This is a genomic window from Pseudomonas ulcerans, from assembly GCF_036324125.1.
Classification (GTDB): Bacteria; Pseudomonadota; Gammaproteobacteria; order Pseudomonadales; family Pseudomonadaceae; genus Aquipseudomonas; species Aquipseudomonas ulcerans.
The window spans coordinates 50,035-64,087 of record NZ_JAZDQN010000016.1 but is presented as its reverse complement, the minus strand read 5'-3'; the positions used below and the strand labels follow the sequence as shown (position 1 = coordinate 64,087).

Annotated in this window: 16 protein-coding genes; 11 read left to right on the top strand and 5 right to left on the bottom strand. The window is 65.2% G+C overall.

Features of this window, described 5'->3' with window-relative positions:
- Window positions 1–101: 101 nt before the first annotated feature.
- Window positions 102–1,052, top strand: a complete 951-nt coding sequence (locus tag V0R59_RS16235) for a MerR family transcriptional regulator (protein WP_330076146.1) — start codon at window positions 102–104, stop codon at window positions 1,050–1,052.
- Here V0R59_RS16235 and V0R59_RS16230 read toward each other — a convergent pair.
- Together V0R59_RS16230 and V0R59_RS16225 are read right to left on the bottom strand one after the other, a co-directional pair.
- Window positions 1,049–1,657 carry a hypothetical protein gene (locus V0R59_RS16230; RefSeq protein ID WP_330076147.1) on the bottom strand — a complete coding sequence of 203 codons (609 nt, stop codon included), beginning with the start codon at window positions 1,655–1,657 and terminating at the stop codon, window positions 1,049–1,051. The two genes, V0R59_RS16235 and V0R59_RS16230, sit on opposite strands and share 4 nt — an antisense overlap.
- Window positions 1,658–1,713: 56 nt before the next feature.
- A complete protein-coding gene (locus tag V0R59_RS16225; RefSeq protein ID WP_330076148.1) occupies window positions 1,714–2,175 on the bottom strand; it encodes a PAS domain S-box protein in 462 nt (153 codons plus the stop codon).
- Window positions 2,176–2,299: 124 nt separating this feature from the next.
- Between V0R59_RS16225 and V0R59_RS16220 the strand changes: the two genes are divergently transcribed.
- The 4 genes from V0R59_RS16220 to V0R59_RS16205 all read left to right on the top strand — a co-directional run bounded on the left by V0R59_RS16220 (window position 2,300) and on the right by V0R59_RS16205 (window position 5,267).
- A complete protein-coding gene (locus V0R59_RS16220) occupies window positions 2,300–2,755 on the top strand; it encodes a flavodoxin (protein ID WP_330076149.1) in 456 nt (151 codons plus the stop codon).
- 168 nt (window positions 2,756–2,923) lie between these two features.
- A complete protein-coding gene (locus V0R59_RS16215; protein ID WP_330076150.1) occupies window positions 2,924–3,829 on the top strand; it encodes an alpha/beta fold hydrolase in 906 nt (301 codons plus the stop codon).
- A gap of 109 nt (window positions 3,830–3,938) precedes the next feature.
- A complete protein-coding gene (locus V0R59_RS16210; protein ID WP_330076151.1) occupies window positions 3,939–4,853 on the top strand; it encodes an SDR family oxidoreductase in 915 nt (304 codons plus the stop codon).
- Window positions 4,854–4,928: 75 nt separating this feature from the next.
- Complete coding sequence (locus V0R59_RS16205) at window positions 4,929–5,267, top strand: hypothetical protein (protein ID WP_330076152.1); 339 nt, start codon at window positions 4,929–4,931, stop codon at window positions 5,265–5,267.
- Window positions 5,268–5,557: 290 nt separating this feature from the next.
- Here the strand turns inward: V0R59_RS16205 and V0R59_RS16200 are convergent, their stop codons facing one another.
- Window positions 5,558–6,340: an IclR family transcriptional regulator gene (locus tag V0R59_RS16200; protein WP_330076153.1), complete on the bottom strand. Its 783-nt coding sequence runs from the start codon at window positions 6,338–6,340 to the stop codon at window positions 5,558–5,560.
- A gap of 126 nt (window positions 6,341–6,466) precedes the next feature.
- On the opposite strand from V0R59_RS16200, the gene hmgA reads away from it, so the two are divergent.
- From hmgA to maiA, 3 genes are read left to right on the top strand one after another with little or no spacing between them, the layout of a single operon-like run.
- Entirely contained in the window at window positions 6,467–7,774 is a 1,308-nt protein-coding gene (hmgA, locus tag V0R59_RS16195) for a homogentisate 1,2-dioxygenase (protein WP_330076154.1), read from the top strand.
- Complete coding sequence (fahA, locus tag V0R59_RS16190) at window positions 7,771–9,063, top strand: fumarylacetoacetase (RefSeq protein ID WP_330076155.1); 1,293 nt, start codon at window positions 7,771–7,773, stop codon at window positions 9,061–9,063. Before hmgA ends, fahA begins: the two co-directional genes overlap by 4 nt.
- Window positions 9,064–9,075: 12 nt before the next feature.
- Window positions 9,076–9,711, top strand: a complete 636-nt coding sequence (gene maiA / locus V0R59_RS16185) for a maleylacetoacetate isomerase (RefSeq protein ID WP_330076156.1) — start codon at window positions 9,076–9,078, stop codon at window positions 9,709–9,711.
- Between the two features lie 383 nt (window positions 9,712–10,094).
- On the opposite strand, the gene V0R59_RS16180 is transcribed toward maiA, so the two are convergent.
- Window positions 10,095–10,901: a SirB1 family protein gene (locus V0R59_RS16180; protein ID WP_330076157.1), complete on the bottom strand. Its 807-nt coding sequence runs from the start codon at window positions 10,899–10,901 to the stop codon at window positions 10,095–10,097.
- Window positions 10,902–11,017: 116 nt separating this feature from the next.
- On the opposite strand from V0R59_RS16180, the gene V0R59_RS16175 reads away from it, so the two are divergent.
- The gene (locus V0R59_RS16175; RefSeq protein WP_330076158.1) at window positions 11,018–12,040 is read left to right on the top strand and encodes a Leu/Phe/Val dehydrogenase; all 1,023 of its coding nucleotides are present in this window, start codon (window positions 11,018–11,020) and stop codon (window positions 12,038–12,040) included.
- Window positions 12,041–12,043: 3 nt separating this feature from the next.
- On the opposite strand, the gene V0R59_RS16170 is transcribed toward V0R59_RS16175, so the two are convergent.
- On the bottom strand, window positions 12,044–12,310 hold the full coding sequence (locus V0R59_RS16170) for a YebG family protein (protein WP_330076159.1): 267 nt from the start codon (window positions 12,308–12,310) through the stop codon (window positions 12,044–12,046).
- A 243-nt stretch (window positions 12,311–12,553) separates the two neighbouring features.
- On the opposite strand from V0R59_RS16170, the gene V0R59_RS16165 reads away from it, so the two are divergent.
- Both V0R59_RS16165 and V0R59_RS16160 read left to right on the top strand, forming a co-directional pair.
- Complete coding sequence (locus tag V0R59_RS16165; protein WP_330076160.1) at window positions 12,554–13,024, top strand: phosphate-starvation-inducible protein PsiE; 471 nt, start codon at window positions 12,554–12,556, stop codon at window positions 13,022–13,024.
- A gap of 86 nt (window positions 13,025–13,110) precedes the next feature.
- A complete protein-coding gene (locus V0R59_RS16160; RefSeq protein WP_330076161.1) occupies window positions 13,111–14,052 on the top strand; it encodes a fatty acid desaturase in 942 nt (313 codons plus the stop codon).
- Window position 14,053 lies beyond the last annotated feature (1 nt).

Sequence of the window (14,053 nt, the reverse complement as noted above, 5' to 3'; positions counted from 1 at the left end):
AGTGTCAGCTTTGACGGCGTTCACGCCGATGTTTGATCCGACCGCTGGGGTCCGGGCTAGAATGGTCATCCGTTTCCTACAAATCTGCGGCGTGTCAGGCGATGATCGAGCTTTCCCCGGCGTCACTCAGTGAACGCGGTCTGGACCATGAGGAACTGTTTCCCATCCGTGAGGTGTCGCGGCTGACGGGCATCAATCCGGTCACCTTGCGTGCCTGGGAGCGCCGTTATGGGCTGATCCAGCCGACGCGCACCGAAAGTGGGCATCGCCTGTACTCCCGCGCCGATATCGACGAAGTCCGCCATATCCTCGGCTGGATCGAGCGCGGCGTGGCGGTGAGCAAGGTCGGCAAGATCCTCGCTCGCGACCGCGCGCCGGACAGTCTGCCGCCTGAACCCGCGAGTGCATCCGGCTCCAAGGATCACGACCACTGGCGCAACCAGGTGCGCCAGGCCGTGCAGATGTTCGACGACCTGCGCCTGGAGCGGCTCTACGGCCAGGTGTTCGCCAGTTATCCACTGGCCGTGGTGTTCCAGGACATCCTCATGCCGCTGTGGCTGGAACTGCGCATGGCCCACGACGGTTTCGGCCGCGCCAGCGAATGGCTGTTCCTCGATGCCTTCCTGCGTTCCCGCGCCTGGCAGCGCCTGCAACTGGCTCGGGAAGAGCAGTCCAGCCGCGTGCTGCTGGCGGGGCTGCCGGAGCAATGCCGCGAACTGGAGTTGCTGGTGTGCGCGCTGTTGCTGGGCAGCAGCGATGTCGAGGTCGCGGTGCTTGCCCCCGGGCAGCCGCTGGAGGAGCTGACCCTGGTCTGCGAGCGCAGGGCGCCGGATGCGCTGGTGCTGTTCTCCAATCACGCGCCGGCTGGCGACCTGCCCAAGCGCCTGGCGCGCCTGGCGCTGGCACTGGACTGCCCGCTGCTGTTCGCCGGCGAGGCGTCGGAGATGGCCCAGGACAGCCTGGTCGGGTCGCAGATCACCTGTCTTGGCGGGGAAGGGCGGTTGATGCGGCGGCGGTTGCAGCAGTGCCTGGACGGCCACCTGGACAGTTAGGTGAAATGCACTTCCGGATGGGCGCGGCGGTGCTGTTGCAGCATGTACTGGCGTAACCGCTCGATCTCTTCCGGCTGGCGCTGGCTCAGCTTGTAGGCGGCCAGGCCTTCGACGGTAAGCCGTTGCAGGGTGCCACGCAGGGCGATGGGGGCGATGCCGTCGGGGGCGAACCAGAGGCTGAAGGTCTTCGGCGCCTTGCGGCCTTCCGGCAGTTCCAGCAGCACGCCCTTGAAGGAAATCTCCCGGACCTTCAGTCCGCTGCTCAGGCCCAGTCGATCTTCCAGCATGACCGGCTGCTCCAGGGCCATGCGCCAGGGCCGGACCACTTCGCCTTCCTCATAGATGCTCGGCGCGCCCAGTTGCAGGTGCAGGGCATGGAATTCGTCCTCCACCAGTTGCAGCGGGAAACTCATCTGCTGGTTGTCCAGCCGCGCATGCACCGTGACCTGCTCGTTGGCCACCAGGCGAGTGAGCAACTGTTGCACGTCGCGGCGGCCATTGAGGCGCAGCGTGGCGTTGGGGTCCACGCGGTTGAGCTGGGGCGAGCGGTGCACGCTCTGGATGAAATCCAGCTCGTCCTGGGTCAGAAGGGCATCGGCTTGCATGGGAATGACTGCTGCGATTTTCCGGGTGATCGATGGACCGCGAAACGGTGCCTTTGTTACGACCGTTGGTCGTTTTCCAGGCGCTGGATATGCGCCCGTGCCTCGGCCAGTTGCCGTTCCAGTTCGATCACCCGCTGCTCGGCCTCGACCTGGCGGGTGACATCCTTCTGGATGCCGATGAAATAGGTGAGCTGGTCGGCCTCGTTGAACACCGGGGTGATCGACAGCTCGTTCCAGAATGCACTGCCGTCCTTGCGGTAGTTGCGCAGGATCTCGCGGCAGGGCTGGCGGCTGTCCAGGGCCTGGCGGATCAGTGCGCGGGCCGGCTGGTCGCGGTCCTCGCCCTGGAGGAAGCGGCAGTCGCGGTAGAGGATGTCGTTGGCCTCGTAGCCGCTCAGGCGCTCGAACGCCGGGTTCACGTAGATCAGGATGGTGTCTTCGTCGCCTTCCTGTTCGGCGACCACGATGCCGTCGTTGGAGGCATCGATCATGCGTTGCAGCAGTGTGGCGTTGATCATCGGCGGATCCGGCGCTAGGGCGAGGAGGATGGGCGATTCTAGTGCATGTAGGCCCAAGGGATAAGGCCTTTTGCCAGCCATCGGTGCTAGTATCCTACGCTTTTGCTCAGATACGGAATCCGTCATGAAAGTGGTCATCCTGTCCGGTTCGGTCTACGGCACCGCCGAAGAAGTCGCCCGTCACGCCCAGTCCCTGCTCAAGGCCGCCGGTTTCGATGCCTGGCACGCTGCCCGCGCCACCCTCGCCGATGTCCAGGCCTTCGCCCCCGAGGCGTTTCTCGCCGTGACCTCCACCACCGGCATGGGCGAGCTGCCGGATAGCCTGGTGCCGCTGTTCAGCGAGATCCGCGACAGCCTGCCCGCCGCCTGGCGCGGCCTGCCGGGTGCGGTGCTGGGACTGGGTGATTCCAGCTACGGCGACACCTTCTGCGGCGGTGGCGAGCAACTGCGCGAGCTGTTCGCCGAGCTGGGCATCGAGGAAGTCCAGCCGATGCTGCGTCTCGATGCCAGCGAAACCGTCACCCCCGAAGTCGATGCCGAACCCTGGCTGGCCGAGTTTGCCGCCAAGCTGCGGGGCTGATTCCTCCCTCTCGGGCGCCGAACCATTCGGCGCCTGTCCTGCAAGGTCATCAAGCTGGCTGCCAAGGAAACTTCCGCTTCGCCAGTGGCTGTCTATGCTCTCCGGCAGAGCACAGAAAATGTGCCGCCACCCCGACACTCACCACAATCACCAGCCGAGAAAGCCGCAATGCCACTGGCAGAGATTCCTCTGTGCGTCTGGCGGACACGGAGCCTGGGATTCACGTTCCGCGGCCAGAGCATTCGCTACTGGACGGCAGGGCAGGGAGAGCCACTGCTACTTATTCACGGATTTCCAACCGCCAGCTGGGACTGGCATTACCTCTGGCAGCCGCTGGCCCAGCGCTTTCGCGTGATCGCCTGCGACATGCTCGGCTTCGGCGATTCCGCCAAGCCACCGGGGCACCGTTACAGCCTGCTGGAGCAGGCCGACCTGCAACAGGCCCTGCTGGCGCACCTGCATATCCAGGAGCCGCTGCATATTCTCGCCCACGACTACGGCGGCAGCGTCGCCCAGGAACTGCTGGCGCGACACAACGAAGGCCGCATCGACATCGCCAGTTGCGTCTTTCTCAATGCCGGCCTGTTTCCGGAATGCCACCGTCCGCTGCTGCTCCAGCGCCTGCTGCTCAGCCGCCTCGGCTGGCTGGTGGCGCGCACCTTCGACCGCGACGACCTGGTGCGCAACGTCGGGCAGATCTACGGTCCCGGCACCCAGCCCAGCGAAAGCGCGCTGGACGATTGCTGGAGCCTGATCGTGTCGAACCGCGGCAACCGCATCCTGCACCGCCTGTCGGCGTACCTCACCGAGCGCCAGGCGCACCGCCAGCGTTGGGTTGGCGCCCTCCAGGCAGCGCGCTTGCCCCTGCGCTTCATCAATGGTGCGGCGGATCCGCTGTCCGGCGCGCACATGGTCGAGCGCTATGAGGAGCTGGTGCCGGAGCCCGATACCGTGCTGCTGCACGGCATCGGTCACTACCCCCATACCGAGTCGCCGTGCCAGGTGCTCAGCCACTACCTGGACTTTCGCCACCAGCCACTGGCCTGGAGCCCGCAGAAGGTCGCCTGGTCCTGACCCAAGCGTCACTTATCACCCGCCATTCAGCGCCCCCCCGGTTCGTTGTCCGGGGCAGGGCACTGGTCGACACTGGCCCTTCCGTTCCCTGTTCAGTTGGAGTTGAGCCATGACCGATTCGGTGCGCCTGGAAGATAGAGTGGTGATCGTCACGGGGGCCGGCGGCGGCCTCGGCCGGGCCCATGCCCTGTTGTTCGCCCGTCATGGGGCGAAGGTGGTGGTCAACGACCTGGGCGGCTCGACCCACGGCGAAGGCGCCAACGCCTCGGCGGCCGATCGCGTGGTCGCGGAAATCCGCGAGGCCGGCGGCCAGGCGGTGGCCAACCATGACTCGGTCACCGACGGCCAGCGCATCGTCGAGCAGGCCCTGGACAGCTTCGGCCGGGTCGACGTGGTGGTGAACAACGCCGGCATCCTGCGCGACAAGACCTTCCACAAGATGGACGACCCGGACTGGGACCTGGTCTACAAGGTCCACGTCGAGGGCGCCTACAAGGTGACCCGCGCCGCCTGGCCGCACCTGCGCGAGCAGAATTGGGGGCGGGTGATCTTCACCTCGTCGACCTCGGGCATCTACGGCAACTTCGGCCAGGCCAACTACGGCATGGCCAAGCTCGGCCTCTACGGCCTGACCCGCACCCTGGCCCTGGAAGGGCGCAAGAGCGGCGTGCTGGTCAACGCCATCGCCCCGACCGGCGGTACGCGGATGACCGAAGGACTGATTCCGCCGCAGGTCTTCGAGCAGCTCAAGCCCGAACTGATCAGCCCGCTGGTGGTGTACCTGGGCAGCGACCGGTGCCAGGACAGCGGCAACCTCTACGAGGTTGGCGGTGGCTGGATCGGCCAGGTGCGCTGGGAACGCAGCCTGGGGGCCGGGTTCGATCCTCGGGAGGGCTTCAGCGTCGAGGATGTCGTGGCCAATTGGGGGCGCATCGGCGACTTCGAGAACGCCGTGCACCCCAAGGACAGCCTGGAAGCCTTGCAGCAGATGATGAGCAATTTGCAACGATTCGCCCTTCGTTGATTGAGGGCATTTCCTGTCGCGATCCGCAGATCTTTCCTAAGCTGCCAAGCCGTGATCGCGACAAGGAGTGCACCCGTGTACGAATCGAAGAACGAAGACGTCATTTCCACCGAACAATTCCGCAGCCGGCTCATGCTTCACGCCTTGGGGGCGGCATTGCTGCTGCTGGGCTCGATCCTGATCGGGGTAACCGGGCATCTGTATTTCGAAGAAAACGTGAAATGGTATGACGCGGCTTTCAACGCCACCCTGCTGCTGGGGGGCATGGGGCCAGTGGATCTGCCGGAAACCCCGGGCGGCAAGCTGTTCTTTGCCGTGTACGGGCTGTATGTGGGGCTGGTGTTCGTCGCCAGTATCGGCTTGCTCCTGGCGCCGGTGGCGCACCGCCTGCTGCATCGCTTTCACTGCGATTGAGGCACAAATAAAAAAGGCCGCTGCAAAGGCAGCGGCCAAACAAGACGCAGATCAAGGAGCTTCAAAATCAACGTCGGTGATGCTGAAGGGTGACACTTCACAACAACGAACGTGGAGCACTCTAGGGGGAGAGCATTAACCGTTCGTTAAGGGGTGCGAAGTGTCAACTTCGCGCCTTGGCGAACACCGGGTCGTCAAGGCAGGAGAAGGATAGTCAGGCGTAACCCGCGGAAAAATAGCGCTTTCTGACATTCACTGTTGCATCGACGGCAACAGTGCACCAAATCAGGTCACTGCGTCCCTTCATAGCCCATGCGCCAGCTGATGGCTTTGGTCGCCGCGAGCAGTTGGCGCGCCGCCGGGCCTTCTTCGTCGGCGTGGAAGATCGAGGTCGGGCCGACAACGGTGATCACCGCGACGATCTGGCCCATGGCATTGAACACCGGCGCCGACAGGGCATCGACCCCCGGCATCAGCAAGCCATGCACATGGTGCAGGCCACGTTCGCGAATGCTGGCGAACAGGTTGGCGTAGTGCTGGGCGTCGTGCCCCGAGTGCGCCAGTTCCTGGTCGCGCAGCTCGACGGTTTCCCGTTCCGGCAGGTAGGCGCCGAACACCAGGCCGGTGGACGAACTGAGCAGCGGCAGCACCGAGCCGATCTGGGTGACCACCGTCACCGCGCGCACCGCCGGCTCGATATTCACCACGGTGGCGCCCTGGTTGCCCCAGACCGCGATGAAGCAGCTTTCGTTGAGCTGGTCGCGCAATTCCGAGAGCGGCACCGCCGCGACCTTCAGCACATCCATCCCGCCCAGGGCCGCCAGGCCCACCCGCAGCGCCTCGCGGCCCAGGCCGTAGTGGTTGGTGGCCGGGTCCTGTTCGGCGAAGCCGCTGGCGATCAACGCCTGCAGGTAGCGGTGCACCTTGCTCGCCGGCATCTCCACGTGCTCGGCAAGGCGCGACAGCGAGGTGGCCGGTGACAGCTGTGCCAGGGCCTTGAGGATATCGGTGCCGACCTCCGCCGAGCGGACCTTCTGTTTGCCGTTGTCGGCGGGGGGCGTGGCTTTGCTCATGGTCGGTTTCACTGTGCGGAGCGGGGGGAGGGCGTCTTTATAGCTTGACGCCCTGCGGTGATCAAATTACGTTATGCGTAATCTAATTACGAATAACAATAACCGGCCTGTCGGCCAGGAGGCTCGATGAACTCCGATTACCCTTCCGCCCTCGCCTACCAGAGCGGCTTCGGCAACGAATTCGCCAGCGAGGCACTGCCCGGCGCCCTGCCGGTCGGCCAGAACTCCCCGCAGAAAGCCCCCTACGGGCTCTATGCCGAACTGCTCTCGGGCACGGCGTTCACCATGAGCCGCAGCGAGCAGCGCCGGACCTGGCTGTACCGCATCCGCCCGTCGGCGCTGCACCCGGCGTTCGTGCGCCTGGAGCGTCAGCTGGCCGGCGGCGGGCTGGGTGAGGTGACGCCCAACCGCCTGCGCTGGAGCCCGCTGGAGATGCCGGCGGAACCCACCGACTTCATCGATGGCTGGGTGACCATGGCGGCCAACTCGGCAGGGGAAAAACCGGCGGGCATCAGCATCCATTGCTACTGCGCCAACCGTTCCATGGAGCGGGTGTTCTTCAACGCCGACGGCGAGCTGCTGCTGGTGCCGCAATCGGGCCGCCTGCGCCTGGCCACCGAGCTGGGCGTGCTGGAAGTCGAGCCGCTGGAAATCGCGGTGATCCCTCGCGGCATGAAGTTCCGCGTCGAACTGCCGGACGGCGAGGCCCGCGGCTATGTCGCCGAGAACCATGGCGCGCCACTGCGCATCCCGGACCTGGGCCCGATCGGCAGCAACGGCCTGGCCAACCCGCGCGACTTCCTCGCCCCGGTGGCGCACTACGAAGAGCAGCAAGGGCCGGTGCGCCTGGTGCAGAAATTCTGTGGCGAACTGTGGGGCTGCGAACTGCAACACTCGCCACTGGACGTGGTCGCCTGGCACGGCAACAACGTGCCGTACAAGTACGACCTGCGCCGTTTCAACACCATCGGCACGGTCAGCTACGACCATCCCGACCCGTCGATCTTCACCGTGCTGACCTCGCCCACCAGCGTGCCGGGTATGGCCAACATCGACTTCGTGATCTTCCCGCCGCGCTGGATGGTGGCCGAGAAGACCTTCCGTCCACCATGGTTCCACCGCAACCTGATGAACGAGTTCATGGGCCTGATCAAGGGCGAGTACGACGCCAAGGCCGAAGGCTTCCTGCCCGGCGGCGCCTCGCTGCACGGCTGCATGAGCGCCCACGGTCCGGACGCCGAGACCTGCGCCAAGGCCATCGCAGTGGACCTTGCGCCGAACAAGATCGATAACACCATGGCCTTCATGTTCGAGACCAGCCAGGTGCTGCGTCCGAGTCGCCATGCCCTGGACTGCCCGCAATTGCAGAACGACTACGATAGTTGCTGGGCCACGCTGCCGAGCACCTTCAATCCGAACTGGAGACAAGCATGAACCAGACCGCCATTGCCCGCAGTTGGGTGGAAACCGCCAACGGGCATAGCGACTTCCCGCTGCAGAACCTGCCGCTGGGGATCTTCAGCCGCGCCGGTGGCGAACGCCGCTGCGGCGTGGCCATCGGCGATGCCATCCTCGATCTGGAGGCGGTATTGGCCGCCGGCCTGTTCGAAGGTGAAGCCCGGGCCGCTGTCGAAGCCACCCGTGGCGGTGCGCTGAACGCCTTCTTCGCCCTGGGGCGCGGTCCGCGCGTGGCCCTGCGCGAGCGTCTGCTGGCGCTGCTCGGCGACGGCAGCGAGCACCAGGCCGCGCTGCAGGCCGCCCTGTATCCGGCCGACGCCTGCGAACTGCACCTGCCGGCCCGGATCGGCGACTACACCGACTTCTACGTCGGCATCGAGCACGCGAAGAACGTCGGCAAGCTGTTCCGCCCGGACAACCCGCTGCTGCCCAACTACAAGCATGTGCCGATCGGCTACCACGGCCGTGCCTCGACCATCCGTGCGTCCGGTACCGAGGTGCGCCGGCCCAAGGGCCAGACCCTGCCGGCCGGGCAGACCGAGCCGAGCTTCGGTCCCTGCGCACGCCTGGACTATGAGCTGGAACTGGGGATCTGGATCGGCCAGGGCAACGAACTGGGCCAGCCGATCCCGGTGGGCGACGCCGCCGAGCATATCGCCGGCTTCTGCCTGCTGAACGACTGGTCGGCGCGGGACATCCAGTCCTGGGAATACCAGCCGCTGGGCCCGTTCCTGTCGAAGAGTTTCATCTCCACGGTTTCGCCCTGGGTGGTCACCGCCGAGGCCCTGGCACCGTTCCGCTGCGCCCAGCCCGCCCGTCCGAACGGTGATCCGCAGCCGCTGTCCTACCTGCTGGACACCCGCGACCAGGCTGGCGGTGCCTTCGATATCGAGCTGGAAGTGCTGCTGCTTACCGAGCGCATGCGCGAGCAGGAGCTGCCGGCCCATCGCCTGACCCTGAGCAACACCCTGAGCATGTACTGGACCGTGGCGCAGATGGTCGCGCACCACAGCGTCAATGGTTGCCAGCTGCAGCCGGGCGACCTGTTCGGTTCCGGCACCCTGTCCGGTGCCGAGCCGGGTCAGTTCGGCAGCCTGCTGGAGATCACCGAGGGCGGCAAGCACCCGGTGGAACTGGCGTCGGGCGAGGTGCGCAAGTTCCTCGAAGACGGCGACGAAATCATCCTGCGCGCCCGCGCCAAGCGTGACGGCGTGGCCAGCATCGGCTTCGGCGAATGTCGCGGCAAGGTCGTTGCGGCGCACTGAGAGGCCTGAGCCATGGAACTGTTCACCTACTACCGCTCCACTTCGTCGTACCGGGTACGTATCGCCCTGGCGCTGAAGCAGCTGGAATTCCAGTCGCTGCCGGTCAACCTGCTCAAGGGCGAGCAGCGCGAGGAACATTTCCTCGCGCTCAATCCCCAGGGGCGGGTGCCGGCGCTGAAGGCCGATTCCGGTGAACTGCTGGTGCAGTCGCCGGCGATCATCGAGTACCTGGAAGAGGTGTATCCACAGCCGGCGCTGCTGCCCCATGACCCGGTGCAGCGCGCCCGGGTCCGGGGCGTGGCGGCGCTGATCGGTTGCGATATCCACCCGCTGCACAATGTCAGCGTGCTCAATCGCCTGCGCGAACTGGGGCAGGACGAGGCGGCGGTGAACCAGTGGATCGGCCACTGGATCAGCCAGGGGCTGGCGGCGGTGGAGCAGCTGATTGGCGATGAGGGCTTCTGCTTCGGTGACGAGCCGGGACTGGCGGATGTGTACCTGATTCCGCAGGTGTATGCGGCCAGGCGCTTCAATATCGACCTGGGCGGTTATCCGCGGATCCTGCGGGTGGTGGGGCTGGCGGAGGAGCATCCGGCGTTCATGCTGGCGCATCCTTCGCGTCAGCCGGATACCCCGGCAGCCGGGTGATCCTGTAGTGCTCTTTCGGGCCTCATCGCTGGCAAGCCAGCTCCCACAGGGTCCGCGCTTTACTTGACCGAGATGTGTAGATACCCATGCTCATCGCTGGCTTGCCAGCTCCCACAAGGTTCTCTGCCAGCCAGATTATTTGTGTTCGACGCGGACCCTGTGGGAGCGGGTTCACCCGCGATTACTGTAGTGAATTCGCCATGGCAATCGCGGGTAAACCCGCTCCCACAGGGTCCGCGCTTTGCTTTACCGAGATGTGTAGATACCCATGCTCATCGCTGGCAAGCCAGCTCCCACAAGGTTCTCTGCCAGCCAGATTATTTGTGCTCGGCGCGGACCCTGTGGGAGCTGGCTTGCCAGCGATAGGGCCCGGAAGAACACCTCTAATGCACTGATTTCTTGCCAGCCGGCAGATGACTCAAACGCTCGGTCAGCCGCAGCCGCTGGATCGGATCGTCGGTCAGCAACAACGCATGCTCCAGGTCGAACCGCTCCGCCTGCGGGCATTCCAGATGCTGGTACAAGGTAGCCCGCGCCAGGTAGTCACTGGCCAGCGCCGGCCCCAGCAGCAGCACGCGTTCGGCGTCCTTCAGCGCCGCCAGGTCATCGTCATGGGTCGAGTGCAGTTGCCGCAGGTTGCGCGACAGGCGCTGGAGCATCTGCATCGGCGTGGCGCTCTGCACATGTTCCTTGCTCAACACCATCTGCGGTCCGAACTGCCGACCGAGCAGTTCCCGGCAATCCGCCGGATACAAGCGCCGCCCGCCACAGGGATCGAGCAGATGATCCGCCCCGGGCACGCGCAACAGGAAGTGCCCGGGAAAATTCACGCCCTCCAGGGGAATCGACAGGCCCCGGGCCAGCTCCAGGCTGAGCAGCGCCAGGGTCAGTGGCTGCCCGCGCCGACGCACCAGCAACTGGTCGAGCAAGGCCGCCTGCGGTCGCAGCGGATGGTATTCGTCTTCCTGGAAACCCAGTGCGCACAGCTTGCGCAGCAGCGGCTGGGCCAGCTCGTGCAGTGGCAGCAGCGGCAGGTCGTTGCTGATCTCGTGCTGCAGGTCTCTCACCGTGCGCATCACCTGTGCCGGGTCCACCGCGCCATCGTGCTCGGCAGCAATCCACAACCCGGCCTCGAACAAGGCCGGGGGCGTGCGTTCCAGACAGGCCAGGCATGCTTGGCGTGGGTTCATGGCGGTCTCCGCTGAGAGCTACTGTTTTAGCCCCGGAGAATCGTTTCGTCCAGTGTCCGGGCGCGCGCCGAAGTGCCACCTATACTGGTGGGAGCACTGTCAACGAGGGCCCGTAGATGTTCGCTCTCATGCAAAGCACCCGTACCCAGTCCCTGCACCTGTGCGTCGACCCGGCCACCGGCCTCAAGGCGGTGATCGCGATCCACAACGAGCAGCTGGGGCCCGCGCTGGGCGGCTGTCGCTACCTCGCCTACCCGGACGACGACAGCGCCATGACCGACGCCATCCGCCTGGCCCAGGGCATGACCTACAAGGCCGCCCTGGCCGGCTTGCCGCTGGGCGGCGGCAAGGCGGTGATCATCCGCAATCCCCATGTGGAAAACCGCGCGGCGCTGTTCGAGGCGTTCGGGCGTTTCGTCGAATCCCTCGAAGGCCGCTACATCACCGCCATCGACAGCGGGACCTCGACCCTGGACATGGATTGCATTGCCCAGTCCACCCGCCACGTCACCAGCACCACCCGCGCCGGCGATCCTTCGCCGCATTCGGCCATGGGCGTGTTCGCCGGCATCCGCGCCACCTCGATGGCACGCCTGGGCAGCGACAACCTGGAAGGCTTGCGCGTGGCGGTGCAGGGCTTGGGCAATGTCGGCTATGCGCTGGCCGAGCAGCTGCATGCGGCGGGTGCCGAGCTGCTGGTCAGCGATCATGATCGGGGGCGGGTACAACTGGCGATGGAGCAGTTCGGCGCGCAACCGGTGGCTGCGGAGGCATTGGTGGGCACGCCCTGCGATATCTTCGCCCCGTGCGGGCTGGGTTCGATCCTCACCGGGCAGAGCGTGATGCAACTGCGCTGCGCGGCGGTGGCCGGCTCGGCCAACAACCAGCTGACCAGCCTGCAGGTGGCCGACCAACTGGAAAACCGCGGGATTCTCTATGCCCCGGACTACATCATCAATTCCGGCGGGCTGATCTACGTTGCGCTGACCCATCAGGGCGTGGCACCGCCCGACATCACCGCGCACCTGTCGCGGATTCCCACCCGGCTGACCGAGGTGTTCGCCCACGCCCAGGCGGAAAAACGCTCGCCGGCGCGGGTCGCCGAACAACTTGCCGAGCGTCTGGTGTACGGCGGCTGAGGCTTATTCCTCGGCCGCGGCACCGTCCAGCAACTCCGACAGCGCATCCGGCTGGCTCTTGAACGCCTTGGCGAACACGTCGCGGTTCTTCGCCATGTAGATGCCGATGTCGTCGACCTGCTGTTCATCCAGCGACGGCACGGCCTTCTTCAGGACTTCAGCCAGCATTTCCGCCAGCTCCAGCATCTTGTCGTGACGATCTGCCTCGGCTTTATCCATGAACAAACGCTCCAGGTCGCGGCTGCTGCGGTACACCACTTCGACGGCCATTCATCACCTCACGCCTTTCTCGAAAATTGGGGGAATACGAATACTGGGTATTTATACAGTAATGATCCGGCATTGGATAGTGGCCTTTTTATAGCCCAGATTTTGCAGCCTGATCGTGTCGCGGCGTGCCTTGCGGCAATCGGTCGCCTTCTCAAGCGAGGCCGCTGGCCTTTTTACTGCATGCAGGCAAGGTGTCATGTGCCTGCCGCATCCTCTTCCAGGCCGTATCAGGGAAACTGCATCGTGAACATCAAATGGGCTGAAAAACTGCGCAAGGGCCTGCACGGCACCGCCGACTCGCTGGGCAACCTGTGCGTCGAGTCGTTCCACTACCTGGCCCTGTTCGGCATCGGCGGGATCACCGCCTATGCCGCGGTGATGACCTTCCTCGACATGCTCGGCAAGGGCGGGGTGAGCGTCGATGACATCCTCCTGCTGTTCATCTACCTCGAACTGGGCGCGATGGTGGGGATCTACTTCAAGACCAACCACATGCCGATCCGCTTCCTGCTGTACGTGGCGATCACCGCGCTGACCCGCCTGCTGATCGGCGATGTGTCGCACCACAAGGCGCCGGACGAGGGCTTGCTGTACCTGTGTGGCGGGATCCTGTTGCTGTCGTTCTCGATCCTGGTGGTCCGGTATGCGTCCTCGCGCTATCCGTCGAGCCGGGTGATCGATGCCAATGGCAAGGATGTGGAAGAGGGACGGTAGAAGGCATGACCTTATAGCCAAACGATCTGCAAGATTTTCCCGCCTCATTGCACAGGGGGTCATAGCCATGACTAAGGACCCCCTCCATGCCCAACTACCTCGACGACGCCCAGCGCGATGAAGTGCTGCGCCTGCAGTCAAGCTTTCTTGGCCGCAGCGAGTGGCCGACCTGGCTGCTGCTGGTCGGGGTATACGCCGGCTGGTTCGGCCTGATGCTGGCCAGCCCGCTGCTCGGCGCCTGGCCGACCACGTTGTTGCTGATCCCGCTGCTGGTGCTGTGGCTGTCGCTCCAGCACGAATTGCTTCACGGCCATCCGACCCGTTTCCCCTGGCTCAACAAGTTGCTCGGCTACGCACCGTTCGCCGTCTGGTACCCCTACACCCTGTACCGCGACAGCCACCTGCTGCATCACCGCGATGAAGACCTGACCCTGCCCGGCATCGATCCGGAAAGCCGCTACCTCAGCCGCCGGCACTGGCCCCGCGCCGGATGGCTGGCGCGGGCCCTGCGCTGGCTGGACAAGACCGTGCCCGGACGCCTGCTGACCGGCGCTCCGCAGGCGCTGGTCGGTCTCGCTCGCGAAGAATTCATCCGCCTGAAGAAGGGCGAGCGCCAGGCCTGGCGGATGTGGCTGAGCCACGGCGCCTGCACCCTGCTGATGTTCGTCTTCATCAGCGAGTACAGTGCCCTGTCGGTCAGCCAGTACCTGTTCTTCGCCAGCGTGCCGGCGTTGTCCCTGGCCATGCTGCGTTCCTTCTACGAACATCGACCCGCCACCCGCCCGGAGCAGCGCAGCGTACTCAACGAGGCCGGCTGGCCGTTGAGCTGGCTGTTCCTGCACCTCAACCTGCACCTGGTCCATCACGACCTGCCGGGCCTGCCGTGGTACTTCCTGCCGCGGGTCTACCGCCAGCGCCGCGAACAGTGGCTGGCGCGCAGCGGTGGTTTCCTGGTGCGCGGCTATGGCGAACTGTTGCGCCAGCATGCCCTGCGTCCCATCGACAGCCCCGAACACCCCTTCGCCTGAA